Annotated in this window: 21 protein-coding genes; 12 read left to right on the top strand and 9 right to left on the bottom strand. The window is 64.6% G+C overall.

Annotated features, from left to right (window positions below; all coding sequences use genetic code 11):
• Nucleotides 1-145: 145 nt before the first annotated feature.
• The 3 genes from DU505_RS17850 to DU505_RS17840 are packed head-to-tail and all read right to left on the bottom strand — an operon-like array spanning nt 146 to nt 2,818.
• Nucleotides 146-1,036: an ABC transporter substrate-binding protein gene (locus DU505_RS17850; RefSeq protein ID WP_114480335.1), complete on the bottom strand. Its 891-nt coding sequence runs from the start codon at nt 1,034-1,036 to the stop codon at nt 146-148.
• A 19-nt stretch (nt 1,037-1,055) separates the two neighbouring features.
• The gene (locus DU505_RS17845) at nt 1,056-1,994 is read right to left on the bottom strand and encodes a sucrase ferredoxin (protein ID WP_114480334.1); all 939 of its coding nucleotides are present in this window, start codon (nt 1,992-1,994) and stop codon (nt 1,056-1,058) included.
• Entirely contained in the window at nt 1,991-2,818 is an 828-nt protein-coding gene (locus tag DU505_RS17840; RefSeq protein WP_114480333.1) for an ABC transporter ATP-binding protein, read from the bottom strand. Before DU505_RS17840 ends, DU505_RS17845 begins: the two co-directional genes overlap by 4 nt.
• Nucleotides 2,819-2,915: 97 nt before the next feature.
• Here DU505_RS17840 and DU505_RS17835 point away from each other — a divergent pair, with 97 nt between their 5' ends.
• Genes DU505_RS17835 through DU505_RS17825 form a run of 3 tightly spaced genes read left to right on the top strand, consistent with a single transcriptional unit; the run spans nt 2,916 to nt 5,868 of the window.
• Entirely contained in the window at nt 2,916-3,842 is a 927-nt protein-coding gene (locus DU505_RS17835; protein WP_114480332.1) for an ABC transporter substrate-binding protein, read from the top strand.
• Nucleotides 3,836-4,840, top strand: coding sequence for a FecCD family ABC transporter permease (locus DU505_RS17830; protein WP_114480331.1), 1,005 nt, complete (start codon nt 3,836-3,838; stop codon nt 4,838-4,840). The genes DU505_RS17835 and DU505_RS17830 overlap by 7 nt, the downstream gene beginning before the upstream one ends.
• The gene (locus DU505_RS17825; protein WP_114480330.1) at nt 4,837-5,868 is read left to right on the top strand and encodes a FecCD family ABC transporter permease; all 1,032 of its coding nucleotides are present in this window, start codon (nt 4,837-4,839) and stop codon (nt 5,866-5,868) included. Before DU505_RS17830 ends, DU505_RS17825 begins: the two co-directional genes overlap by 4 nt.
• Nucleotides 5,869-5,939: 71 nt before the next feature.
• On the opposite strand, the gene DU505_RS17820 is transcribed toward DU505_RS17825, so the two are convergent.
• The 3 genes from DU505_RS17820 to DU505_RS17810 all read right to left on the bottom strand — a co-directional run bounded on the left by DU505_RS17820 (nt 5,940) and on the right by DU505_RS17810 (nt 11,462).
• Nucleotides 5,940-8,063, bottom strand: coding sequence for a TonB-dependent receptor (locus DU505_RS17820; RefSeq protein WP_114480329.1), 2,124 nt, complete (start codon nt 8,061-8,063; stop codon nt 5,940-5,942).
• A gap of 236 nt (nt 8,064-8,299) precedes the next feature.
• Complete coding sequence (locus DU505_RS17815) at nt 8,300-10,402, bottom strand: TonB-dependent siderophore receptor (RefSeq protein ID WP_114480328.1); 2,103 nt, start codon at nt 10,400-10,402, stop codon at nt 8,300-8,302.
• An 88-nt stretch (nt 10,403-10,490) separates the two neighbouring features.
• Nucleotides 10,491-11,462, bottom strand: coding sequence for a helix-turn-helix transcriptional regulator (locus DU505_RS17810; RefSeq protein ID WP_114480327.1), 972 nt, complete (start codon nt 11,460-11,462; stop codon nt 10,491-10,493).
• A 334-nt stretch (nt 11,463-11,796) separates the two neighbouring features.
• Between DU505_RS17810 and DU505_RS17805 the strand changes: the two genes are divergently transcribed.
• From DU505_RS17805 to DU505_RS17780, 6 genes are read left to right on the top strand one after another with little or no spacing between them, the layout of a single operon-like run.
• Entirely contained in the window at nt 11,797-12,546 is a 750-nt protein-coding gene (locus DU505_RS17805; protein ID WP_340148281.1) for a DUF3450 domain-containing protein, read from the top strand.
• Complete coding sequence (locus tag DU505_RS17800) at nt 12,543-13,949, top strand: MotA/TolQ/ExbB proton channel family protein (RefSeq protein WP_114480326.1); 1,407 nt, start codon at nt 12,543-12,545, stop codon at nt 13,947-13,949. Before DU505_RS17805 ends, DU505_RS17800 begins: the two co-directional genes overlap by 4 nt.
• Complete coding sequence (locus tag DU505_RS17795; protein ID WP_114480325.1) at nt 13,933-14,466, top strand: MotA/TolQ/ExbB proton channel family protein; 534 nt, start codon at nt 13,933-13,935, stop codon at nt 14,464-14,466. Before DU505_RS17800 ends, DU505_RS17795 begins: the two co-directional genes overlap by 17 nt.
• Nucleotides 14,459-14,866 carry an ExbD/TolR family protein gene (locus DU505_RS17790; protein ID WP_114480324.1) on the top strand — a complete coding sequence of 136 codons (408 nt, stop codon included), beginning with the start codon at nt 14,459-14,461 and terminating at the stop codon, nt 14,864-14,866. Before DU505_RS17795 ends, DU505_RS17790 begins: the two co-directional genes overlap by 8 nt.
• Nucleotides 14,863-15,642 (top strand): energy transducer TonB, encoded by a 780-nt coding sequence (locus DU505_RS17785; protein WP_114480323.1) that lies wholly within the window; start codon nt 14,863-14,865, stop codon nt 15,640-15,642. The genes DU505_RS17790 and DU505_RS17785 overlap by 4 nt, the downstream gene beginning before the upstream one ends.
• 4 nt (nt 15,643-15,646) lie before the next feature.
• Nucleotides 15,647-16,726, top strand: a complete 1,080-nt coding sequence (locus DU505_RS17780) for a tetratricopeptide repeat protein (protein WP_245948047.1) — start codon at nt 15,647-15,649, stop codon at nt 16,724-16,726.
• Between the two features lie 35 nt (nt 16,727-16,761).
• On the opposite strand, the gene xthA is transcribed toward DU505_RS17780, so the two are convergent.
• Both xthA and DU505_RS17770 read right to left on the bottom strand, forming a co-directional pair.
• The gene (gene xthA / locus DU505_RS17775) at nt 16,762-17,592 is read right to left on the bottom strand and encodes an exodeoxyribonuclease III (protein WP_114480322.1); all 831 of its coding nucleotides are present in this window, start codon (nt 17,590-17,592) and stop codon (nt 16,762-16,764) included.
• Nucleotides 17,592-17,828, bottom strand: a complete 237-nt coding sequence (locus tag DU505_RS17770; protein ID WP_114480321.1) for a hypothetical protein — start codon at nt 17,826-17,828, stop codon at nt 17,592-17,594. Before DU505_RS17770 ends, xthA begins: the two co-directional genes overlap by 1 nt.
• Nucleotides 17,829-18,037: 209 nt before the next feature.
• Here DU505_RS17770 and rhlB point away from each other — a divergent pair, with 209 nt between their 5' ends.
• Together rhlB and dinG are read left to right on the top strand one after the other, a co-directional pair.
• Nucleotides 18,038-19,312, top strand: coding sequence for an ATP-dependent RNA helicase RhlB (gene rhlB, locus DU505_RS17765; RefSeq protein WP_114480320.1), 1,275 nt, complete (start codon nt 18,038-18,040; stop codon nt 19,310-19,312).
• Between the two features lie 216 nt (nt 19,313-19,528).
• A complete protein-coding gene (gene dinG, locus DU505_RS17760) occupies nt 19,529-21,679 on the top strand; it encodes an ATP-dependent DNA helicase DinG (protein WP_114480319.1) in 2,151 nt (716 codons plus the stop codon).
• A 103-nt stretch (nt 21,680-21,782) separates the two neighbouring features.
• Here the strand turns inward: dinG and DU505_RS17755 are convergent, their stop codons facing one another.
• The gene (locus DU505_RS17755) at nt 21,783-22,859 is read right to left on the bottom strand and encodes a 3-deoxy-7-phosphoheptulonate synthase (protein WP_114480318.1); all 1,077 of its coding nucleotides are present in this window, start codon (nt 22,857-22,859) and stop codon (nt 21,783-21,785) included.
• Between the two features lie 301 nt (nt 22,860-23,160).
• On the opposite strand from DU505_RS17755, the gene rpoE reads away from it, so the two are divergent.
• Nucleotides 23,161-23,766, top strand: coding sequence for an RNA polymerase sigma factor RpoE (gene rpoE, locus DU505_RS17750; protein ID WP_114480317.1), 606 nt, complete (start codon nt 23,161-23,163; stop codon nt 23,764-23,766).
• Nucleotides 23,767-23,949 lie beyond the last annotated feature (183 nt).

Here is a 23,949-nt window from a genome sequence, read left to right as displayed (position 1 = left end):
GATAAAAATAATATCAATGATACTCATTCGTATTAATAGAAAATCGAGGGGCACCACCTCGCCGCTGGCGGTGATGCGGTGGTCGCAAGCCCGGCATTGGGTCGACGCGACGGTCGGCCGGCGTTACACGTGAATCAGCGTATTCTCAGGCCTCGGGGGCGGCAGCCAGGGCGGCTGCCAGAAGCTCGGCGAAGCGGCTCGCTGAGGGCAGGGCGCCGAAGCTCCACACCGCTGGCAGAGTGATCAAGGTATCGTCACGCACGCTGGACAGATGCTGCCACAATGCGCTGTGGCGGAGTTTCATCTCGACGCCGGTGGGGTAGGGCTCTATCACCACCAACTGAGCATCGAGGGTGATCAGGTGCTCGAGGCCGACGAGACTGAAGCCCCAGGCGTTGGTCTGCTCCTGCCAAGCATTCTCCAGTTCAAGCCTCTCCAGTACCGCCTGGTATAGCGAGTGCTCGCCAAAGACGCGCACGTGCCGTTCGTCCATGAACTGGATGATCAGCAGTGCGGGGAGATCCTGGGACAACCCTTGGCGTAGCGACTCGATATGCGCTGCGGTCTCCTCGACCAGCGAATCGGCAGCAGCGGGGCGCCCGGTTACCTTTCCAAGTGCGTGTGTCAGGGCGACAGCCTCATCCCAGGTCTTATCTTCCAGTGTGTAGAGGCTGAAGGTGTCGACGTCACCGACTTGACTCAAACGAGGGGCCAGGTGGGTGAACATTGATGAGATGAGGATATGCGACGGGCCGAGCTGGGCCAGTAGCTCCAGGTTGGGCTGGGAGCGTAGCCCGAGATCGATCACCCGGTCTGCCAGGCGAGGCTGACCGACCCAATCGTGATAGGCGTCGACCTGGGCCACAGCGCGAGGCGGCGCCTCGAGTGCCATCAATGTTTCGGCCAGGGTCCAGTCGAGAGTGGCCAGGCCACCGCTATCTTTATCGCTATCGCTGGCCATTGCCGGAGTGGCTGCCAGCCATAGCAAGGCGAGTATCCCGGCCAGGCGTCGAGATCGGTGAAGCGTTACGGGCATGGTTAGACTCGAGCAGCGTTTATGAAAGCGGCCTGGCTATCTCCATGGCCTCTACCTGCATCGCCACCCAGACCTGGCTCGCCGCAGGCGGGACGTCGGCCAGGTCGGCGCAGGAGTCGTAGCGGCGCAGCATCCTTGGTTCGCAGCTCACTGCGAGTCGTCCAGAGGCACTTTCGCTGCGCCAAGCAACGTCCATTCGCGCATGGCTCGATGCCTCGACACCGCTTGACTGCATTAATGACACGTCAGCTTGGATGCCCCGTGCCGCCAGCCACTCCAGCGCAGCGACCTGGGCGCACTGCTGTATCGGGCTGAGGCGTGAATCGCCACGATAGCAGGGCAGGTAGGGGCGGCCGGCTATCTCGCTTTCGAGCAGCGGCAGCACATCTTCGTCGCTGATGCGGCCGTACTTGCGCAGGGCGGGAAATACCACGGCGCTGGCTGCCAGCCGGCAGCCGCCCAGATGGGTGCTTTCCCACACGTCGAAGGGCAGGGCATGCTTCGCTACCGCCGAGTCCAGGGCCTTGTAGGCGGCATAGCCGAACTTGGCGCAGCACTTGTCCTTCTTGCCATGGGTGCAGCACAGCAGCAGCGGACCGGTGGGAGAGGTTACCTGCCAGTGCACGAGTGACTCATTGCGCTGCAATGCGGCGAGAAAGACGGGCAGCTCCTCGCGTGTCAGCTCGTAGCGGCGATTTTCGGGCATCAGGTAGAGGCAGTGGCGTTCACTGGGCTGGTCGCGGCGATGGATGAGATTGACCCGCCGCCCCGCCTCGGCGATGGCGTCGAGCCGTTTCGACACTTCATTGGCCATGTCGCTGGCCTGGCGCAGGCTGCGTCGCCACTTGGCGCGGGGCCAGCTGAGCAGCAGGTTGCGCTCGGCGTGGGCGGCGCTGCCCGCCAGCGGGTCGCCTAACGAAAGGCTTTCCCGGGCACAGAAACGCTGGGTGGCACTCATGCAGAGAGTTCCTCCTTGCGCCTGCCAAGGAGGGCGGTGCTACCCAGGGCCGGGATGCAGACCGGTCGGCCGGTGTTAGGGGCGTTGATCACCTCGGCCTCGAGGTCGAAGACACGCTTCAGGTTTGCCGCGGTGAACACCGCCTCCGGGGGGCCACAATGTTCGATGCGACCGTCGCGCATCATCACCAGCACGTCGGCATGGGCGGCGGCCAGGTTGAGGTCGTGCAGCACCACCAGCAGGGTACGTCCACCGTCGTGGGCGAGCCGTACCAGCAGCTCCAGCAGGTCCACCTGGACCTTGAGATCGAGAAAGGTGGTCGGCTCGTCGAGCAGGATGAGGTCGGTGTCCTGGGCCAGCACCATGGCGATCCAGCAGCGTTGGCGCTGGCCGCCGGAGAGGGCGTCTACCGGGCGCTCGGCAAGGTCTGCGACCCGTGCCACGGCCATGGCCTCCACGACTGCCGCCTCGTCCTGCCTCGACCACTGTCGCCACAGACGCTGGTGGGGGAAGCGTCCCATGCCGACCAGCTCGCGTACCGTCATGCCCTCCGGCGCCGTGGGGCTCTGGGGCAGGATGCCCAGCCGGTGGGCGACTTCCCGGGTGCGATAGCGGTGTATCTCCTGGCCGTCTAGCAGCACACGACCCCGTTGAGGCGTCAGCGTGCGGGCCAGAGCCTTGAGCAGCGTGGACTTGCCGCTGCCATTGGGGCCGAGCAGCACCGTGAGACGGCCCTCGGCAACGCGAAAGTCAACGCTCTCGAGGACGCGACGATCCTCATAGCCGGCGGTCAGGCTTTCGCTGCACAGGCGGTGGTCAGGCATTGAGGAATCTCATCCCTTATGATAATCGTTTGCATTAAAATGCGTAAGTGTGGCACTTTCGCCGCCTTCATGTCCATTCAGCGTCGAGTGCCATCCCATGCGGCCATCTGTCAGTGCCTTTCTGCTGTTTGGTGTATTGAGCCTTCAGCCTGCTGCGGGTGTCAGTGCCCAGGAGACGATGCATGATGAGCATCCCGTGCGCATCGTGACGCTCTATCAGGGTGCCACGGACAGCGCGCTGGCACTGGGGCTGGAGCCGATCGGCGTGGTCGAGTCGTGGCTCGAGCGTCCTATGTACCGTTACCTGCGCGACGAGCTGCCCGCCGATGTGCGCTACCTGGGGCTGGAGACCCAGCCGGACCTGGAAGCGGTGGCGGGGTTGGCGCCTGACCTGATCGTCGGGGCCCGCTATCGTCACGCTGCCGTATATCCGTTGCTCTCTCGCATCGCACCGACGTTGATGGCCGATAGTGCCCATGACTTCGAGGCCATGCTCGAGCTGATGGGCGAGGCGACCCACCGCGAGGAGCAGGTCAAGGCACTGCTTGTCGACTGGCGGGCACGCGTGGCCGACTTTCGCTGCCGCGCCGAAGCCCGGCTGGGTGACACCTGGCCGCAGCGGGTCTCGGTGGTCAGTTTCCGTGGCGACCACGTACGCCTCTACTACGACGGCTTCGCTCGGCACGTTCTCGATCAATTGGGGTTCCAGCGACCGGCAGGACAGCAGGGCAGTGGCTGGGGTATCAAGCTTGTCAGCCGAGAAACCCTGCCGGCCCTGGATGCCGATACGATCTTCGTGTTCATGCGCGACGATGCGGCGGTGGCTGAGCTGCATCGCGAATGGACGGCGCATCCGCTGTGGCGAGGGCTCGAAGCGGTCGAGCGGGAGCGGGTCTATTACGTCGACCCGGTGATCTGGAGCATGGGCGCCGGCATCATGGCCGCCCATCGGCTGCTGGACGAGCTCTACGCTCACTACGAGTTGCATGACGTCGAGCGCCGAGAGGAGGGTGGCATATGTTGACCACCCCCACGGCGAGGCTGCTTGGATTGATAGCAGGGGCGCTGCTGACGCTTACCGCCGGCCTTGCCAGCCTGGCGCTGGGCGCCACCGCGATTGCGCCGGCGAATCTGGTGGAGGCTTTTCTTGCGCCCGACCCGGGATCGGTGCAGCACCTGATCCTGCGCAGCGAGCGACTGCCCCGTGCGCTGATCGCCGCCGTGGTGGGGGCCAGCCTGGCGGTGGCCGGCGCCCTGATGCAGGCCCTGACACGCAACGCCCTGGCGGCGCCGAGCATTCTGGGTATCAACGCCGGCGCCATGTGCTTCGTGGTGGTGGCGAGCAGCGTCTTCGCCCTGCGCTCACCCATGGCGCTGGCCTGGGTGGCTTTCCTCGGCGCCCTGGTAGCGGCGCTGCTGGTTGCAGTGCTGGGGCGAGGCCGCGATGGTAGTTTCTCGCCGGTGCGGGTGGTGCTGGGCGGGGTGGCGGTCACAGCCCTGTTCGTCTCGCTGGCTCAGGGGCTCATGATCGTCGACCAGGAGGGTTTCGAGAGTCTGCTGCTGTGGCTGGCGGGCTCGGTGGCGGGGCGCAGTCTGGCGATGATGACGGCGCTGCTGCCGTGCTTCCTGGTTGCCGCCGCTGTCTGCCTGCTGCTGGTCCGCCAGCTCAACCTGCTGGTGCTGGACGACGAGGTGGTCAAGGGACTTGGCCAGCGCACCGCCCGGGTCAGGCTACTGGCAGGGTCAGTGGTCATCGTGCTGGCGGGAAGTTCGGTGGCGCTGGCCGGCATGATCGGCTTCGTCGGGCTGATCGTGCCGCACATGGTGCGCGCCCTGTTCGGCCGCGACCATCGCTGGGTGCTGCCCGGCTGTGCCTTGCTCGGTGCCGGCCTGCTGCTGGGAGCTGATACCCTGGCGCGCTTCATCATGCCGCCCCAGGAGGTACCGGTGGGGGTGATGACGGCACTGCTCGGCACGCCGTTCTTCCTCTATCTCGCCCGCCGCCGGAGCCTGGTCCCATGAGCCACCCCATACTCGTGCGCACTGCCGATGGCAGAGTCTCCCTGCGCCTGGAGCGCCGCACCCCGGCAGTGACGCTGCTATTGGCTGTCGCGCTCGTGGCCAGCGCCTTGGCTTCGCTGAGTCTGGGTAGTCAGGCGACATCGCCTGGAGCGGTGCTGGAGGCGCTGGTGGTTCCCCAGCGCAGCGACATCGCCCTGATTATTCACGAGATTCGCCTGCCCCGGGTGCTGCTGGCGGTACTCGTCGGCGCCTGCCTGGGGGTGGCAGGGCTGCTGCTACAGGGGCTGGTGCGCAACCCCCTGGCCTCGCCGGACGTGATCGGTATTACCGGCGGCGCCTCGCTGGCGGCGGTCTGTTTCCTGGCGCTGGGCGGTGCGGCGCTGGGGGAAGCCTGGCTGCCCCCAGCGGCGCTGTGCGGTGCACTGCTGGTGGCGCTGGCCATCGTCGCCCTGACCGGGCGCGGCGTGACCCCGGCACGCTTGGTATTGATCGGCATCGGCATCGCCGCCGCGCTCGGAGCGGGCACCACCCTGGTATTGGTACTGAGCACCGATACCACGGCCATGCGAGCCTATGTGTGGCTGACCGGCAGCCTCTACGCTGCCCAGTGGCGAGATGTGGCGGGGCTGGCGCCCTGGGCGCTGGTGGGTCTGCCCCTGGCGCTGGTGCTGGCGCGACGCCTGGATGTCCTGGCACTCGGCGACGAGCTGGCCGTCGGCCTCGGAACGGCGTTGCAGGGCAGTCGCCTCGCCCTGCTGCTGCTGGCCGTGACGCTGGTCGGTGCGGCGGTGGCGTTCGCCGGTGGGCTGAGCTTCGTTGGCCTGCTCGCCCCGCATATCGCCCGTCGGCTGGGCGTACGCGGCCATACCGTTCTGGTACCGGTGACCGGCCTGGTTGGCGCGCTGATCGTGCTGCATGCCGACCTGATGGGGCGAATCGCCTTCCTGCCCCGGGACCTGCCGGCGGGGATCTTCGTCGCGGGCATCGGTGCGCCGTTCTTCGTCTACCTGCTTTACCGCTGGCGCTGAGTGTTTTGCCCACAAAAAAGCGGTGCCCGTAGGCACCGCCAAACAGTAAGCCAGGCCCAAGGGGCGAGGCGTCAGAAATCCAGCTGATAGCCGATGGTCAGGGTGCGTCCACGGCCGGTGAAATAGTACTCGTCGCTGACCCGCGCCGACTGGGAGTAGTAGGTGATGTACTCCTTGTCGGTCAGGTTCTCTATGCCCAAGGAGAGCTTCCCCGCAGGTAGGCCGTATGCCAGGGAGGCATCGATCAGGCCGTAGCCGTCGAACTCGAGTTCTGGATTATCGACGCTGCGGTCGAAGTAGTAGCTGGCCTGTAGGTGCGAAGAGAGTCGGTCGCTCCATGTTGCGCTCCAGCCAAGACGCAGCGTATCCGGCGCGATATTGATCCCGGTCAGCTTGGTATCGACGCGGCCGTCGCCGCTGGTATCCGACTTGCCTTCGGCATGGGCATAAGAGAGGCGCAGGTCATGGGCGTCGCCGAGGCGCATCTCGCCGGTGACCTCCACCCCCTGGATCTCGGTCCTCTCGCGGCTGCCGGCGAAGACGCCATTCTCTTCGGTGAGGCGTTCCCCATAGTCGGAGTTGGACTCGTAGTAGCTCAACTCGAGGCCGTAGCGATTCCAATCGAAGCGTGCACCGATCTCGCGATTATCCGTGACGATCGGCTGGAGCTGCAGCAGCGAGTCGATATCCTGTCCGGGGGTGTCGATGCCGCGCAGTACGCGCCCCACATCGGGCATCCCAAAGCCTTCTGAATAGTTGGCATACAGCTGTGCCCAGTTGGTGGCCTGATAAACCAGCCCCAGGTTGTACAGGGTTTCATTGAAGGTGGGGGTACCGCCCTCGACGCTCACGTTGTCCTGAGTGACATTGCTGCGATCGATGGTCGAGAAGGTATCGACATCCAGCTCGGCGTGTTCGTAGCGCACCCCTGAGTGCAGGCTCAGCGATTCGGTCAGGCTGACGTCGCCCTGCACAAAGGCGGCGTAGTTGCGAAACTGGGTTTCCGGTACGTAGGTGCGGTCGGTGTGAGCCAGCATTTGCCGCGTTTCGTCTTGTAGCACATCGATGCCGGTCGTCACTTTCAGGTGGTCGTCGAGCAGGCCGGCACGGCTGATGGTGAACTTGCCACCCAGCTTGTCCGATTCGTTACGGGTCTGGTCGTAGCGGGTATCGCCCGATGCATCCAGGTAGGGGAAGAAGGGCGTGGTGGCGAACTGGGCACGAAAACGCTGGCGATAGACCTGCGCATCCAGTGCATTGCCCAGCCAGTCCGCATGTGAGTAGGAGAGGCGTGCCATGCTGACCTGATTGAAGCCGGGATCGCCATCGGGATCGCCTCGGCGTGCCGAGGTGGGGATGCCTGCGGCCCGGTCTCCGATCACCGGCACGTAATCGTCGCCTTCTTCCAGATCGAAATGGTTGAGTGAGAACTCGAGATTCTGATCGTCGTCGATCCAGTAGCCGAGCTTGCCGAATAGGTCATGGCTCGTGGAATTCTGCAGCTCCCCCGGGTAGGCGATACCTACGATCTCGTCGTTGCCATCGAAAAAGACGCCGCGCTGCTGACGGCTGATGGCGCCCAGATAATCCCAATCTCCGCTCTGGCCGCTGAGACGGTAGTCCAGCTTGTAACCGAAACCTTCTGACTCGAAGTCGTCATCGCTGGTCAGGCTGACCCCCGCGTGCTGGTTGACTCCTTCGCCGCTGGCACGCCGTGTGACGAAGTTGATCAGGCCGCCCGTGGCGCCCAGACCGTGCTCAGCGCTGGCACCGTGGATCACCTCGATGCGCTCGACCATGGACAAGTCGATGGTGTAGCTGTCTCGTGCACTATCGCGCAGCGGGTTGGACTGAGGGACACCGTCGACCAGGAATAGCGGTGAGCGGCCGCGGAATGTCTCGCCGGCATTGGAGAGCTTCTGGCGGCTGGGGGAGTAGGAGGGAATCAGGTTGCTGAGCACCTGGCCCGGGTCCTGGGTAATGGCCAACTGCTGCTCGATCTGCTCGCGTGTAATGACGGTGACCTTCTGCGGCGTTTCGCCGGCCTGGCTGCGGTTGCGCGTAGCGGTTACCACCAGGGGCGAGAGGTCGGACGAAGCGGCGGTATCGTCGCTGGACTGGGCGAAGGCCAATCCCGGGAGGATGGAGCCGAGCACCACCGGTGCCAGCCAGGGGATAGGCGTCTTTGGAGTCATGTTGTGTTTATTCCCAATGGTTCAATGTCGAATGCATCGTAATGATAATGGTTAGCATTACGTATTTCAAATGCGCCCGACCTGTCTGCTTACAGTGCAAGCAGAGGCCATCGCCATGTTCGTCGTTGGTCTCTTCGACCCTCCGTCCCCTATGCCCAGGGGTAAAGCAACACATCCCGGTGGGTGAATGCCCGGCCTGTACCGGGCGGTTTATCGATGCAAGGACTCGAGAGGTGTCAGAAGGCATAACCCACTGAGGCCAGCACCCCGCGCTCGGCACCGAAGTAGCAGAACTCTAGCGAGTTGCACGAGGCGACGTACTCCTTGTCGGTGAGGTTGGTGACGTTCAACCTTGCGCTCATGCCATCGAGACCGACACGGCCGAGGTCGTAGCCCAGGGTGGCGTCGACCAGCATGTAAGACGGCAGCTCGGCGGTATTGGCGCGATCGGCCTGGATGTCGGCGTAGTGACGCACCCCGAGCCCGGCATCGAGCCCGGCGAGGGCTCCACTCTGGAAGGCGTAATGCCCCCACAGGCTGGCCTGGTGCCGCGGCGCATAGATGGCGCGGTTACCCTCGTTGCCATCGTCGCTGCGCTTGTAGGTGATGTCGGTATAGCTGTAGGCCGCCTGCAGTCGCAGGTTGTCAGTCAGGTGGGTGTAGGCCTCCAGTTCGAGGCCCTCGGATTCGATTTCACCCACGGCGCGGTAGGGATCGGTAGGCTGTTCCTTGGTCGCCACGTTTTCCTGATTGATCTGGAATAGCGCCAAGCTGTAACGATCCTGAGTGCCTACCGGCTGGTATTTCAGGCCGGTCTCGATCTGCTTGCCCTCCATTGGGGGGAGCAGGTCGCCCTCGGCATCGACGAAGCTGGTCGGGGTGAAGGCGGTGGAGTAATTGACGTACGGGGCTATGCCGTTGTCGAACAGATAGAGCAGGCCGGCACGGCCACTGAACTGGGTGTCGTCGAGTGCGCTGGCGTCACCGCTGTCTCGATTTGTATTGGTGATATCGACCCAGTCGTAGCGCCCACCCAGCATCAGGCGCAAGTTGCCCATGGCCATCTGGTCCTGCAGATAGATACCGGTCTGCTTGAGTTCATGATCCTCGCGCAAGGGAGCGTACATGTCGATCGGCTCGGCGCCGTACTGAGGGTCGAAAGCGTCGATGTTGGGGAAGGCGCCCGATGGCCAGCTTACCTGGTTGTTGCGGCGCTGATAGTCGGCCCCGACCAGCACGGTGTGATCGATGAAGCTGGTGGACAGATTGGCTTCGAGCTGGTTGTCCACAGTCCAAGCCTCCAGCGACTCGTCGGCACCGGAATAGTAGCGTGTCAGCTCGGTGTCGCTGCCGGGCGCCCAGCCGAAAGCGTAGACCTGATTGAGTACCACGTCAGAGTTGAGATAGTTCAGGCGCTGCCGGCCCGTCCAGGACTCGCTGAAGCGATGTTCCAGCTCGTAGCCCAGCATGCGCTGGGTGCGCTGGTAGCGGTCGTACTCGTCCTCACCTTCGAAGAAGCCATTGGAAATGCGCCGACCGTTACGGTTCACCACGGTGCCTTCATAGGGCAGCCCGGCGTGATAACCGCCTTCCGGGTCCTGCTGCAGGTAGGCCTTCAGCGTCAAGCTGGTGGCGTCGCTCATATCCCATGTCAGCGAAGGGGCGATGGCGTAGCGCTCTTCTTCGACGGGGCCGAACTGGGTATCGGCGCCCCGGGCCAGGCCCACGAGTCGATAGGCAATGCGCTGTTGCTCACCCAGCGGGCCGGTCAGATCGAAGGTGACGCTGCGCTGGCTGTTGTTGCCAACGGAAAGGCGCAGTTCGCCTGCCTGCTGGAACTGTGGGCGCTTGCTGGTGAGGGCAACGACGCCACCGGGCGATGCCTGGCCATAAAGCACCGACGCCGGTCCGCGTACTACCTCGATGCTGTCGAGAAACCAGGGGTCGACAGTCATTGAACTGTGCGAGTTGGTATCGCCCATCAGCTTGAGGCCGTCGAGGAAGGTGTTGCTCAGGCTGCCGTCGGAGAAGCCGCGTAGCACCAGGTAGTCGAAGCGGTTGGAAGCGCCGATCTGGTTGGTGAAGACACCGGGGGTGTAATCCAGTGCACGCTGGACGGTGCGAGCTCCGCGACTCTCCCACTCTTCGCGCTCGATAGTGGAGGTCGCCTGGGACGTTTCGTTGAAGGGCGTTTCGGTCTTGGTCGCCGCCTGGCCGGTGACAGTCAGGATATCCAGGGTATCGGCCTGCGCTATCGGGGGCTGCTGGGCTTGGGCATTGGCCACGATCAGGGCGGACACGAGCGAAATGCTCAGTGCCAATGGGCGGGGTGTCGGCATGAAGATTCCTCTGCGGAAGCTGTCTCATTAGGTAATGAGAATTATTATCTATGCGTGCGGCGCTGTCCTATGCGCAATGCGCAACTCTTTATGCGCGAGGCTCACTGTCGTGAATCTCGGGTGGAGCGGCTCGATGGAGGGAGCTGGGCAGATAGCCGTAGTGACGACGGAAGGCGGTGGTGAAATTGCTGGCGTGCAGATAGCCGGCGCACTGGGCGACGCGTTCGACGCCATGCCCGTTCAGCAGCATCTCGCGGGCGAGTCCGAGGCGACGATCACGCAGGTAGTCGAAGACGCTGCGGCCATATGCGGCCTGGAACTTGCGGCGCAGGGTGGCCGGGCTCATGGCGGCCAGTTCGGCCAGTGCCGCCAGGCTATGCGGCCTCGCCGGGGAGGTCTGCAACTGCTCGCGGACCCGCTCCAGGCGCTGCCATTCCCCAGGTGAGAGCCGGGCAGCGGGCGCATCCAGCTCCGGTGGCAGGCCATGTGCCAGAAGCTGCAGCGCAAGCCCTTCCCATTGCAGGCGTGCTGCCGCGTCGGGCAACGGCGAGGTAAGTGCCTGCTCCAGCATCGGTTGCAGGCCGGCGGGCAGCGGCCAGGCATGCATGCTGGAGCCATGCCGGGGCAGCTTGCCGTCGAGCGCTTCGGCCAGGCGCGGTGTGTCCAGGGCCAGGGTCAAGGCGCGTAAACGCTGGTTGGCAGGCTGCATGGCCTGCAGGCCTTCGCGCTCATTGAGCTGTACGCTCAAGGCCATGCCGGCGGAGAAGGCAAGGCGTTGCTGGCCCAGGGCGACATCGGCACGCCCTTCGAGCATGACGATGATAGAAAGGGGAGAAGGGGTGTGGGAGCGGGAATCGTAGCGCTGCAGCACGTCAATATCCGAGGCCACCAGCTGCATACCTGGACCGGGCTCTAGCTCCTGGATGCGTCCATGCAGAACCGGTGCCTGAACGGCCGCGCGGCGCTGTGAAGGAAAGCGGTAATCGATGCCGTAGCGTTCGCCGTAGGTGGCGAGATCGCTCGCAGTATGGGCGCGGGAGGGGGCGAAGCGAGTGCCCATGTCAGCACTCCCCGCAGGCGAGCCCGACTGTCATTCGCTTCGTCATTGTGGGTGCCCTTGCCTGTAGACTGGATTGGTTCTTGCCAAGAGCGGGTCAGTATAGCATCATGAATAATAATCTCAATGAGACTTGTTCGCACAAACACGAGGCGAGCAAGACCCCTTCGTGGCATTATGACGGCCTTTCGGTGAGCCGCCTCGCCATCATGATTGATAATTGTTTTCATCAATGGCATCTTTTTCCCGCTTGCCTTCCGGGGCAGCCACCCGTCCATTCAGCGAATCGTATGAACATCAAGGGAGTCCGGTCGTGGTGACGTTTCGACATCCACTCATGCTTGGTATGGCCCTCAGTCTGCTGGTGGTTGCCCCGGTGATACCGGCGGAGACGTTGCTGGATGAGGCGGGTAGCGCCCAGCGCAGCCAGGCCGAACTGCAGGCACGCATCGATGCCGCCGATGAAGAGACGCGCGCCATGCTCGAGGAGTTGCGCGAGCTGGAGCGCGCCGAGCGCCGTCTGGCGCGCGAGAACGCCGAACTCGTCCCGCGGCTAGAACACCAGGCCGAGACGCTCGACCGGCGCGAGGTGGCCCTGGATACCCTGGAGGAAACCCGTGAGGCCTTGCCGGTATTGCAGGAGCGCTTGATAGAGCGGCTGGCGCAGTGGGTCGACAACGACATGCCGTTTCTGCGCGAGCAGCGTCAGGCTCGGGTCGCCAGCCTGCGCTCCCATATTGGCGAGCTTTCCACCGCCGAGCGCTGGGAGCGCATCGTGGAGGCCTGGCGCACCGAGCTGGAGTACGGGCGCGAAGTCGATACCTGGCGCGGCTATCTCGGTGATGGAGAGTCGCGCCGCGAGGTGGACTACCTGCGCCTGGGGCGCGTGGGCTTCTACTATCTCACTCCGGACGGCCGCGCCGGGCGTGTCTGGCAGGCCGATGCGGGTAGTTGGGCGCCCCTTGGCGAAGCCGAGCGTCGCGAGGTGCGCAACGGCCTGCGCATCGCTCGTGATCGCCGTTCGCCCGAGTTGCTCACGCTGCCCATTTCGCAGCCGCTCGAACGGATCGGGGAGGGCGACACATGAGAACGCCACGTTATTCCATTGGCACGTTGGTTGCCGGCCTGCTGGTCGCCGTTCTCTTCACGGTTCCGGTCATGGCCCAGGCCCAGGCCCAGGCCCAGTCCGAGCCTGAGCCGCTCACTACCTTGCGCGCCGAACGTGAAGCCGCCGAGGCGCGCGACCGAGCGCGATTGGCCGAACTGCTCGAGGACCGCGACGCCCTGGAGGTCGCCCTCGAGGAGGCTCGCGCCGCTCATGAGCAGGCCGAAACCCGCCACGCCGAACTGCAGGCCGAGACACAGGCGCTGAACGCGCGCCAGGCCGAGCTCGACGCCCGCCAGCAGGAGCAGGGCGACGACCTCGAAGCCGTGCTGTCTTCGCTGGCTCGCCACAGCGGTGAATTGCGCGATAGTCTGGCCGACAGCTGGCTGGTGATGCAGGGAGCCCGCTTACCTCCACGCCTGGACGATGCTGAGGTGCTCGAACTCGGTCACTTGGAGTCGTTCGCCGACCGCCTGGTGGCACTGACCCTCGATACGGCAAGGGTCGTCCGTTTCGAGGCGCCGGTGGCGTTGGCCAGTGGCGAACTTGCCCCGCGAGAGGTGGTGCGGCTGGGCGATTTTGCGGCCTTCACCGAGGGCAACCTGCTGCGCCGCGGTGCCGATGATCAGACCCTGTCGGTGGTCGAGCGCACGCCGCGCGAGGTGGCAGCCAGCCTGGCGGCCTTCCATGCCGGTGAGTCGCGTTCGCTGGCGCTCGACCCCACCCGCGGCCAGGTCATTTCGGCACTGGCACAGCGCCCGAGTCTGATCGAGCGCTTCCACCAGGGCGGGGCGGTCGGTTATGTGGTGGTGGGGCTGGGCGCGATTGGCCTGCTGGCTGCCCTGCTGCAGTATGCCTATCTGCTACGCGTCAACCTTGCCATGCGTCGTCAGTTGCGTGACCTCGATCATCTGCGCTCCGACAACCCCCTGGGGCGAGTATTGCAGCGCTTTCGAGCGCTGGAAGCCAATCCGGTGCCGGAGGCGCTCGAGGCGCGCCTCGACGAGGCGGTGCTGGCCGAACTGCCGAAGCTGGAGCGTGGCCAACCACTGGTCAAGCTGTTGGCGGCGGTGGCGCCTCTGCTGGGGTTGCTGGGTACCGTGACCGGCATGATCGTAACCTTCCAGGCGATCACCGTGTTCGGTACCGGTGATCCGCAGATGATGGCAGGAGGCATCAGTCAGGCGCTGGTGACCACGGTATTGGGACTGATCACCGCCGTACCGCTGCTGTTCGCGCATACGGCGCTTGCCGGTCGCAGCCGCTACCTGGCCGGACTGGTCGAGGGGCAGGCCAGCGCCGCCCTGGCCGAGCAACTCGAGCACCGCCCGCATGGGCCTGATGGCGTCACCGGGAGCGCGTGTCGCGATGCCGCTCTGGCTTGAACCGCTCGAGGGGCTGGTCGAGGCGGGCGGCTCAGTGCTGGTCGTCATCGCCCTGGTGGCGATGCTGCTGTTCAGTCTGGCGCTGGAGCGGGTGTGGTATTTCCGAATCACCTACCGCCGGGCGAGGCGAAGCCTGATCTCGCGCTGGGCGGCCCGAAATGACCACCTGAGCTGGAGTGCACTGACCCTGCGAGAGGTCTGGGCGCGGGAGCTGATTTGGCGTCTGCGTCGTCCGCTGCCGTGGCTCAAACTACTGGTGGCACTGTGCCCGCTGCTTGGCCTGCTTGGCACCGTGACAGGCATGATCGCCGTCTTCGATAGCCTGGCGATGACCGATTCCAGCCAGGCCCGATCCATGGCCGACGGCGTGGCTCGCGCCACCCTGCCGACCCTGACTGGCATGGCGGTGGCGGTAGTGGGGCTGCTTTTCACCAGCCGCCTCGAGCAGATCATTCGACGCGAGGACCAGCGGCTGCACGACCGCCTGGCCCGCGCCGTGGAGGACAACGATGCGTAGACGCCGCCTTGGCGCCGACGACGGCGAAGCCAGCGAGGTCAACCTGACGCCGATGCTGGACGTCGTCTTCATCATGCTGATTTTCTTCATCGTCACTACCAGCTTCATCAAGGAGAGCGGGGTGGAGATCGAGCGGCCCGAATCCAGCGCCGCTACGCCTCGACCCGATGCCCAGGTGATGATCGCCATCACCCCCGAAGGGGCGGTGTGGGTCGACGGCCGAGCGGTGGACCTGCACCGCGTCGGCAGCGAGGTTGCCGGGTTGGTCAGCGAGGATGGCTCGGTGGTGATCCAGGCCGATCGCGAGTCGACCACCGGCCTGCTGATCGAGGTGATGGATCGCATCCGCGAGGCCGGCGTGGAGCAGGTGGCGGTTGCCGCCAGCCGGAGCCGGCCGTGACGCGCATACCGTTCTCCTTGCTGGGTGGGGTGGCCCTCGCCCTGCTGTTGTTCTGGCTACTGGCGCTGCTGGTGACGCCACCGGAGGAGGAGTTCGACGTGCTCGACGTCAGCATGACGATGAGCATGGTCGAGGCGCCCGAAACGGTGCAGGAGGAGCCGGCGGAGTCCAGCGCCGAGCCGCCGCCACCACAGGTGGAGGCCAGTCCACCGCCGCAGCCGGAACCGCTGCCGCCGTTGGAAAGTACGATCGCCATGCCGGAACCCGAGCTACCGCCGGAACCGGTGGAGCCATTGGAGTTCGACAGCAGCCTGCCCGAGCTTGCCGAGATGCAGCCCGAGCCCCCGCCCGAACCTGCTCCGGAGCCACAGAACGAACCCGAGCCGGCCCCGGAACCGGCACCCCAGCCAGCGCCAACTCCAGAGCCGAATCCCTCACCGACGTCGCCGAGTGCCGCACCTGCACCAGGACCGACGACCGAGCAGGCCGCATCCGCCGAGCAGGGGCCGGTGGATGTCGGTCAAATCGCGCCGACCAGTCGCGTGCCGCCGGAGTATCCCTCGCGCGCGCAGCGACGCGGTCTCGAAGGACATGTCGAGCTGCAGTTTCTGATTCGCCCTGACGGCAGCGTCGATCGCTCGTCTATCCGCGTGGTCGAGTCTCAGCCGCGTAATGTCTTCGATTCGGCGGCCGAACAGGCCGTGGCGGGCTGGCAGTTCGAGCCAGCCAATGGGGTGCGCCGCGCTCGGCAGCGGCTCGAGTTCCAGTTGAGGTGATGCCATGACACTGCGTGCCGTGATTGGTGTATTTGCCTGTGCCGGATGGCTGCTTGCCGCTCCGGCACTGGCCGGTGCGCCGGCGCTTTCCGGCGATATCATCGGCGACCTGGAGCAGCTCCAGCGTCAGCTGCAGCAGGGCGAGCACGATAGCGTGGGTGAGCGGGCCCGCGCTCAGGCACACCGGTTCGAAGGTGGCAATGCTGCCGATCGCTGGGCCAGCGCGCTCTATCGTCAGCTGGCGGCCGGCGCCGAGGCCGGGGCGGGGCGTCACGAAGCCGCCGCCGAACATTTGCGCCAGGCCCGCAGAACGGAGGAAGCCTCGCTGCCTCAGCGCGATCGCTGGCTGCGCGAAGAGGCGCGCTTGCGCCTGGCAGCGGGGCAGACTGAAGAGGCGGTATCGCTATGGCTCGAATGGCATGAGCGCCATAGCGGCAGCGTCGACGACCATTGGCGTTTGGCCCGTGCCCTGGCGGAGCTGGAGCGCTGGGATGAGGCGGCGAGCTGGACTGAGCGCGCCCTGGCCGATGACCCGTCCCCGGAGCAGCGCCGTCAGGCGCTGGCAGCCACCGTGTTCCAGCGTGCTGGGCGCGGCGAGGCGGCCCTGGCTAGCCTGGAAGCCGCACTGAATGCGCAGGTGGGGTCTGAAGCGTGGCGGCGGGCCGCAGCGCTGGCCCAGGGACTCGGCGAGGTTCAGCGGGCTGCAGCGATCTGGGAAGCCGGCTGGCGGCAGGGAGCCCTGTCCGGCGAAGAGGACCTGCGGCGGCGGATCGAGCTGCACCTGGCCGCCGGGACCCCGGCCCGGGCGGCCGAGTACATGGAGGCGGCGCTGGCCGACGAGACGCTGCCGGACACCCTGGATAACCGGCGACTCTTGGCTCGCGCCTGGGAGCAGGCGCGAGATCGCGAGCAGGCGCTTTCTGCCTGGCGCGCGGTGTCAGAGCGCAGCGAAGCGGGCGTCGATTGGCATCGCCTGGGGCTGCTGGCTTTTGCCTGGGGACGGATCGAGCTGGCGCAGGATGCCCTGCAACAGGCTCACGCTCTGGGTAGTGAGGTAGACCCGCACTGGCTATCGATCCGCTAGGGCGAGGTTCGCCAAGCGAACCGAGGCATCAAGGTTCAGAGTTCGAGGTCGGTCCAAACGGGAGCGTGGTCCGAGGGGCGCTCTATGCCGCGCAGGTTGTAATCGATGCCGGCGTCGCGCACACGCTCGGCCAACGATGGGGTGACCAGAATATGGTCGATGCGCAGGCCACGCTTCGGCTCTCGTTCGAAGCCGCGTGAACGGTAGTCGAACCAGCTGAAGCGGTCGTCCACGTCCGGGTAGTGCAGCCGGTAGCTGTCGGTAAGCCCCCATGCCTTGATGCCGTCGAGCCACTCCCGCTCTACCGGCTGGAAGCTGGTCTTGCCTTCCCGCAGCCAGCGCTTGCGGTTGGACTCGCCGATGCCGATATCGATATCGGCGGGGGAGATATTGAAGTCACCCATGATCACCAGCCGCTCGTCGGGTCGATGGGCCTCCTTCAGTAGCCGGGACAACCGTGCATAAAACTGCCGCTTGATGGGAAACTTGGTGGGGTGATCGACGTTTTCGCCCTGGGGAAAGTAGCCGTTCCATACCGTCAGCGTCTCTCCGTCGGCCGTACGAAGTTTCGCCCCGATCATGCGCCGCTGGGCTAGCTCGTCGTCATCGTCAAAACCGTAGTAGACGGCTTCGGGCTCGTCGGGGCACTGTTCCCTGTGGCACATCAGCGCCACGCCGTAGTGTCCCTTCTGACCATGGAAGTAAACGCGGTAGCCCAGCGCCTCGACCGCTTCGCGGGGAAACTCGTCGTCGTGGACCTTGGTTTCCTGCAGGCCGATAACGGCGGGAGCGTGACTCTCGATCAGTGCCTCGAGCTGGTGTAATCTGGCTCGCAACCCATTGATGTTGAAGGATACCAGGCGCATTACTCCGGCGCCTCCCCGCGGTTTTCCGGGTGGATGGCAATGGGCTGCCCCGTTTCCTGGCGAGCCTGCTTGCGTGCCGCCTGCAGCTTGCGCTGCTGGCGCTTCTTCTGGGTAAAGCGGCGCGACGAGGTCACCTGGTCGGGGTTCTCGTGGCGCCACTGCTTGAAATCCTTGCGCTTGCCGGTGCGGATTGTCACCTTGTCGGCCAGCGAGCGGGTCTTCTTGCGGCGTGTCATCGGGCCGGACTCCATTGGGTGTCGAAGGGTGGCATAGACCGTTATTCTATCAGTCCATTGCACCAGGCGCGCCCTCATCGCGATAGGCTGGTACAATATGCGGCTGTACGAAGTTCAGGAAACGCTGAACGAATCGACGGGCGATTCGGTCGCGCAGGCATTCGTGTAGTGTTTCCTTCATCCATTGCTACGGACAAGACACATAGCCTATGAGCGAGTCGGAACAGACCACAGCACCGGCCGAGAACCGCAAGCCCAAACGTCGTCGTCGCAAGCCGCGCCGCCGCCAATCGAACTGGGATCTTCGCCAGTTCCAGGTGCCTGTCGAGGCGGGCAAGTGGCGCTTTCACGACTTCGATCTGCCGCTGCCGTTGATGCGTGCCATCCACGCCCTGGGGTTCGAGTACTGCACCCCGATCCAGGCGGAGGCCCTGAGCCAGACCCTGCTGGGTGGCGACGTGGTCGGCAAGGCGCAGACGGGTACCGGCAAGACCGCGGCCTTCCTGATCTCGATCATGGCCTACTTCCTGGAAGAGGAAGAGCCGAACGCCCAGAAGACCGGTGCGCCTCGCGCGCTGATCGTGGCGCCGACCCGCGAACTGGCGCTGCAGATCGAGAAGGATGCCAAGGCCCTGGCACGCTTCACGTCGCTCAACGTGGCAAGCGTAGTTGGTGGCATGGACTACCAGAAGCAGCGCGATGCGCTGGGGCGCAAGGTCGATATCCTGGTGGCGACCCCTGGTCGACTGCTGGACTTCCACGAGAAGCGCGACGTCGACCTGACCCAGGTCGAGGTGCTGGTGCTCGACGAGGCGGACCGGATGTTGTCGATGGGCTTCATTCCCGACGTCAAGCGTATCATCCGGCATACGCCGAAGAAGGAGGAGCGGCAGACCTTCCTGTTCTCGGCAACCTTCTCCCCGGATATCCTCAATCTGGCCAGCCAGTGGACCCATGAGCCCGCGCACGTCGAGATCGAGGTAACGGTGGAAAACGCCGCCAACATCGATCAGCGGGTCTATATGGTCAGCGACGATGACAAGCAGCGGCTGCTGATCAACCTGCTGCGTCAGGAGAGCTTCGACCGGGTGATGGTTTTCGGCAATCGTCGCGACCTGGTGCGCAAGCTCGACGAGCTGCTCAGAAAAGCTGGCATCAATGCCGCGATGCTCTCCGGTGACGTACCCCAGAATCAGCGCATCAAGACGCTTGAGAGTTTCCGTGAAGGCGAGATCCAGGTGCTGGTGGCCACCGACGTGGCGGGCCGCGGCATCCATATCGAGGATGTCAGCCACGTGATCAACTACACCCTGCCGGAAGACCCGGAAGACTATGTGCACCGTATCGGCCGTACCGGCCGCGCCGGTGCCAACGGGGTGTCGATCAGTTTCGTCGGCGAAGAGGATGCCTTCTCGCTGCCCGAGATCGAGCGCTATATCAACGGCAAGCTGCCCTGCGAGCACCCGCCCGAGGGGTTGCTGTAACGCTTTGTTTTTACCGCGAGGCAGCCGGGGACAGGTTGAAGAGGAGGTCTTTTGCCAGGGATGGCAAAAGTAGCGCCCAGGGAAGGGTTTACAGCGCCTCCTCGTAAACCTGTCGACGGCGCCGAAGCCGCCGCCACCGCTAGGCGTTTCCCAGGCAGTCGCTGAAGGGCCGATGGGCTCAAGCCATTCCCTCAAAGTTCTCTAGAGAGTGAGGCCATGCTGGATGAGGCCCTCAAGGGCGAGATACAGGCCGCCTATCGTCGCGTGCTGGAGGCCCAGGGGCTAACGCCACGCTACGGCCAGCGGCTGATGATTGCCGAGATTGCTCGCACGCTGAGCGGTATCGTGGCCGACGACTCGGGCAAGCGCATCTCCGATGAGCATGTCTGCGTGCTCGAGGCCGGCACCGGCACCGGCAAGACCCTGGCCTACCTGTTGGCCGCATTGCCGGTGGCCAAGGCTCGCGGCAAGCGGCTGGTCATCGCCACCGCCACGGTGGCCCTGCAGGAGCAGGTGCTGCATCAGGACCTGCCCGCCCTCAAGGCCCACAGCGGCCTGGATTTCCACTACGCCCTGGCCAAGGGGCGCGGTCGCTACCTGTGCGTGGCGCGCCTCGAGCAGGAGCTGGACGGCGTGACGGGCAATCCCACCCTGTCGCTGTTCGAGCAGAGCCTGGTTCAGGAGTCCGGCGACAATTTCCAGGCCCTGGTGCGCGACATGGCCGAGGCGTACGGCAGCGGCAGCTGGGAAGGCGACCGCGAGAGCTGGTCCGAGTCGATCGATGATACCGACTGGCGTCGCCTGACCATCGATCACCGGCAGTGCACCAACCGGCGCTGTGGCCACTTTGCCGCCTGCGCCTTCTTCCGCGCACGCCGCGATCTGGAGACGGCCGATGTCGTCGTGGCCAATCACGATCTGGTGCTGGCCGATCTGTCCCTGGGTGGCGGTGTCGTGTTGCCGCCGCCAGGCGACTGTATCTATGTCTTCGACGAGGGCCACCACCTGCCGGACAAGGCGCTCAACCACTTCGCCCATAGGGTTGGTGTGAGTGGTGCGCTGCGCTGGCTTGGTAGCCTGAAGAAGTCGCTCACCGAGTTGAACCAGGCACTGGCCATCCAGCCAACCGTAGCCAGGCTGCTGGGCACGCTTCCGGAAGCCATTGCGGCACTGGAGCCGCGCCTGGGTGAAGCCTTCTCTCTCGGCCACCAGTTAGCCGGTCGTCCCCAGGGTCTGGCTGACGGGGAGGAGAGTCATCAGCACCGCTTCGAAATGGGACGGCTGCCCGATGCACTGCGCGAGCATGCCGGCACTCTGGTGACCGCCTTCGCCGAATTGACGCGGACCCTGGAGACCTTGAGCGACATCCTGCGCGAGAGCCTCGACCCGGACAAGAATACGGGGCTTGCTCGTGAGCAGGCGGAAGCCTGGCTACCGCTGATGGCGCTGTTGCATGGTCGTGCACTGGAGGCGCACGGGCTGTGGCAGGCCTATGCCCACCCGGATATCGGCAGCGAGCCGCCGCAAGCCCGCTGGATGACACTCGAGCGCTTCGGCGGTGACCCTGAGCTCACTTTCTCGGCGAGCCCCGTCTCGGCCGCGCCCACCCTGGCGAGGACCCTGTGGGGAAGCTGCTATGGCGCCGTAGTGACCTCGGCCACGCTCACCGCACTGGGCCGATTCGAGCGGCTGCAGGAGCGCGCCGGCCTGGCCAATCGGTATCGCTACCAGCGGCTGCCAAGCCCGTTCGACTATTCCCGGGCGGTGCTCAGCGTGCCGCGGGAGGCGGTCGATCCGGCCGACCGCGAGGCGCACGAGCGAGCCATCATCGATTTCGTCGGTGGCCTTGGTGCCGATGAGGCGGTGTTGATGCTGTTCTCGTCGAGGGCGCAGCTGCGCGCCGTCGAGAAGGCCTTGCCCTCGGCACAGCGTGAGCGGGTGCTCGCCCAGGACCGGCTGCCCAAGCGTGAATTGATCGAGCGGCACCGGGCCCGGATCGATGCCGGCAAGGGCAGTATCATCTTTGGTCTGGCGAGCTTTGCCGAAGGCATCGACCTGCCCGGCGACTACCTCACCCACGTGGTGGTCACCCGGCTACCGTTCGCGGTGCCCGACGACCCGGTCGGCGCGACCCTGGCGGAGTGGATCGAGAGCCAGGGCGGCAATCCGTTCATGCGCATCAGCGTCCCGGATGCATCGATCAAGCTGGTGCAGGCCTGTGGCCGACTGATTCGCAAGGAGGCCGATCAGGGGCGTATCACGCTGCTCGACCGCCGTGTGTTGACGCGTCGCTACGGACGGGCACTGCTCGATGCGCTACCGCCTTTCGTGCGAGAGATCGACGGGGTGAGAGAGGGAGCGCAATAGAAGAGGCGTGTAGAGGGAGCGTGCTAGAGGTCGAGTGAGGTACCCACACATCAGGCCCGCCGTGTTAGGCGGGCCTGATGCAATCGATAGTCACGCCGTGGGGTCAGGCGTCGCCACGGGAGGCGAGGGCCGGCTTCAGTTTCGTGGCCATGCGGGTCATGGCCTCCTCGGTGGTTTCCCAGTCGATACAGGCGTCGGTCACCGAGACGCCGTACTGCATCTGGCTGAGATCGTCGAGAATCTTCTGACTGCCCCAGCCGATATGAGACTCCACCATCAGGCCCATGATAGAACGGTTGCCCTCGAGGATCTGGTTGGTGACGTTCTCCATGACGAGGGGCTGCAGCGCAGCGTCCTTGTTGGAGTTGGCGTGGGAGCAGTCGATCATGATGTTGGGCTTGATGCCGGCCTTGCGCAGCTCCTGCTCAGCCAGCGCGACGCTGACGCTGTCGTAGTTGGGCTTGCCGTTGCCGCCGCGCAGCACCACGTGGGCATAGGCATTGCCGCGGGTGCGGATGATCGACACCTGGCCGCTCTGGTTGATGCCGAGGAAATTATGCGGGTGTGCCACCGATTGCAGCGCATTGACGGCCACATCAAGGCTGCCGTCGGTGCCGTTCTTGAAACCGACGGGGCTCGACAGGCCGGAGGACATCTCGCGGTGAGTCTGGGATTCGGTGGTGCGTGCCCCGATCGCCGACCAGCTGATGCAATCCTGCAGATACTGGGGCGAGATCGGGTCCAGCGCCTCGGTGGCCAGCGGCAGGCCGAGTTCCGAAAGCTCCACCAGCAGCTTGCGAGCGATGTGCAGCCCTTCCTCGATCTCGAACGAACCATTGAGGTGCGGATCGTTGATCAGGCCTTTCCAGCCAACAGTGGTGCGGGGTTTCTCGAAGTAGACGCGCATCACCACATAGAGGCTGTCCTTCACCTCATCGGCCAAACGGCGCAGGCGACGTGCATAATCCAGGGCGGCATCGACGTCGTGTATCGAGCAGGGGCCGATCACTACCAGCAGCCTGGGGTCGGTACCATCGAGAATGTTCTGGATGGTCCGACGCCCCTCGATGACCGTCCTTTCGGCGGCTTCACCGAGCGGTATTTCGTTCTTGAGGGCCTCGGGGGTGATCAGAACGTCCTGCGAAAGAACGTTGAGGTTGCTGACCTGCTGATCTGACATTTCGCTACCTGTATCGTGATGCGTTGAAGGCTGGGAGGATGATCTACTATACACCCGCAGAGAGAGAAAATATCAATTGTGACCGGAACCCCGGCGTCTGGCGACTGTCTGAGTGCCGGCGCATGGCAGCCGGCTTGATGCGCGGCCAATAAACAGGAACACTTGCCGTTTCGATGGAGCAATACTCCAGGGACACTCAGCTGCCAACAGGCACCAGGTTTACACCATGCATGCAGAATCCAGCACGACGTTTCGCTTCACCGCCAGTCAGCAGGCTCTCTCCCGGTCGGGAGGGGCATGAATGGGCAGCCGAGAAACCGACCAGCAACTCGTGGAACGCGCCCAGCAGGGTGACAATCGTGCGTTCGACCTGCTGGTAAGGAAATATCAGCACAAGATCATCGGGCTGATCGGGCGCTACGTACAGGATCACAGCGAAGTGCAGGATGTGGCGCAGGAGGCCTTCATCAAGGCGTACCGGGCGCTGGGCAAGTTTCGCGCGGAGAGCGCCTTCTATACCTGGATGTATCGCATCGCCATCAATACCGCCAAGAATCACCTTGTGTCAAAGGGGCGGCGACCTCCGGGTAGTGATCTCGACATCGTCGATGCCGAGATTCTCGATCATAGCGGTCGCCTCGCCGATACCGAAACCCCGGAAGCGTCCCTGGCGAGGGACCAGCTCGAGTCCGCGGTCTTCGAAGCCATCGAGAATCTGCCCGATGACCTGCGCACAGCGATAACCCTGCGAGAGCTGGACGGGCTCTCCTATGAGGACATTGCCAATATCATGCAGTGTCCGGTGGGGACGGTGCGGTCGCGTATCTTTCGTGCCCGCGAGGCGGTCGACCAGCATATCCAGCCGCTCGTCACCACGGCGCGGACCCGGGAATCGATGATTGAGTGAAAGGGGTGAGTGAAGGCCGAGTGAGAAAAATCGAAGGATTTTGCGCTGGCGCTGAACTGTCTGGCGCTAGCGGCGTCAGAAGCAGTGATTGTTACGTTACAACGCTTGCACGAGTACGTGGGCGGGTCGGTATTTCCGGTAATGTGTGACAGCAGCGTGTGACAGGAAATACCGGATTTCATT

The sequence above is a fragment of the Billgrantia montanilacus genome, assembly GCF_003336675.1.
GTDB lineage: Bacteria > Pseudomonadota > Gammaproteobacteria > Pseudomonadales > Halomonadaceae > Halomonas > Halomonas montanilacus.
The sequence above is the reverse complement of the archived record's forward strand: the minus strand, read 5'-3'. Positions and strand labels throughout refer to the sequence as shown.

Coding starts and splice junctions, on each gene's coding strand:
- DU505_RS17850 (WP_114480335.1), bottom strand. CDS start 1,036: ATGCCCGTAACGCTTCACCGATCTCGACGCCTGGCCGGGATACTCGCC.
- DU505_RS17845 (WP_114480334.1), bottom strand. CDS start 1,994: ATGAGTGCCACCCAGCGTTTCTGTGCCCGGGAAAGCCTTTCGTTAGGC.
- DU505_RS17840 (WP_114480333.1), bottom strand. CDS start 2,818: ATGCCTGACCACCGCCTGTGCAGCGAAAGCCTGACCGCCGGCTATGAG.
- DU505_RS17835 (WP_114480332.1), top strand. CDS start 2,916: ATGCGGCCATCTGTCAGTGCCTTTCTGCTGTTTGGTGTATTGAGCCTT.
- DU505_RS17830 (WP_114480331.1), top strand. CDS start 3,836: ATGTTGACCACCCCCACGGCGAGGCTGCTTGGATTGATAGCAGGGGCG.
- DU505_RS17825 (WP_114480330.1), top strand. CDS start 4,837: ATGAGCCACCCCATACTCGTGCGCACTGCCGATGGCAGAGTCTCCCTG.
- DU505_RS17820 (WP_114480329.1), bottom strand. CDS start 8,063: ATGACTCCAAAGACGCCTATCCCCTGGCTGGCACCGGTGGTGCTCGGC.
- DU505_RS17815 (WP_114480328.1), bottom strand. CDS start 10,402: ATGCCGACACCCCGCCCATTGGCACTGAGCATTTCGCTCGTGTCCGCC.
- DU505_RS17810 (WP_114480327.1), bottom strand. CDS start 11,462: ATGGGCACTCGCTTCGCCCCCTCCCGCGCCCATACTGCGAGCGATCTC.
- DU505_RS17805 (WP_340148281.1), top strand. CDS start 11,797: ATGCTTGGTATGGCCCTCAGTCTGCTGGTGGTTGCCCCGGTGATACCG.
- DU505_RS17800 (WP_114480326.1), top strand. CDS start 12,543: ATGAGAACGCCACGTTATTCCATTGGCACGTTGGTTGCCGGCCTGCTG.
- DU505_RS17795 (WP_114480325.1), top strand. CDS start 13,933: ATGCCGCTCTGGCTTGAACCGCTCGAGGGGCTGGTCGAGGCGGGCGGC.
- DU505_RS17790 (WP_114480324.1), top strand. CDS start 14,459: ATGCGTAGACGCCGCCTTGGCGCCGACGACGGCGAAGCCAGCGAGGTC.
- DU505_RS17780 (WP_245948047.1), top strand. CDS start 15,647: ATGACACTGCGTGCCGTGATTGGTGTATTTGCCTGTGCCGGATGGCTG.
- xthA (WP_114480322.1), bottom strand. CDS start 17,592: ATGCGCCTGGTATCCTTCAACATCAATGGGTTGCGAGCCAGATTACAC.
- DU505_RS17770 (WP_114480321.1), bottom strand. CDS start 17,828: ATGACACGCCGCAAGAAGACCCGCTCGCTGGCCGACAAGGTGACAATC.
- rhlB (WP_114480320.1), top strand. CDS start 18,038: ATGAGCGAGTCGGAACAGACCACAGCACCGGCCGAGAACCGCAAGCCC.
- dinG (WP_114480319.1), top strand. CDS start 19,529: ATGCTGGATGAGGCCCTCAAGGGCGAGATACAGGCCGCCTATCGTCGC.
- DU505_RS17755 (WP_114480318.1), bottom strand. CDS start 22,859: ATGTCAGATCAGCAGGTCAGCAACCTCAACGTTCTTTCGCAGGACGTT.
- rpoE (WP_114480317.1), top strand. CDS start 23,161: ATGGGCAGCCGAGAAACCGACCAGCAACTCGTGGAACGCGCCCAGCAG.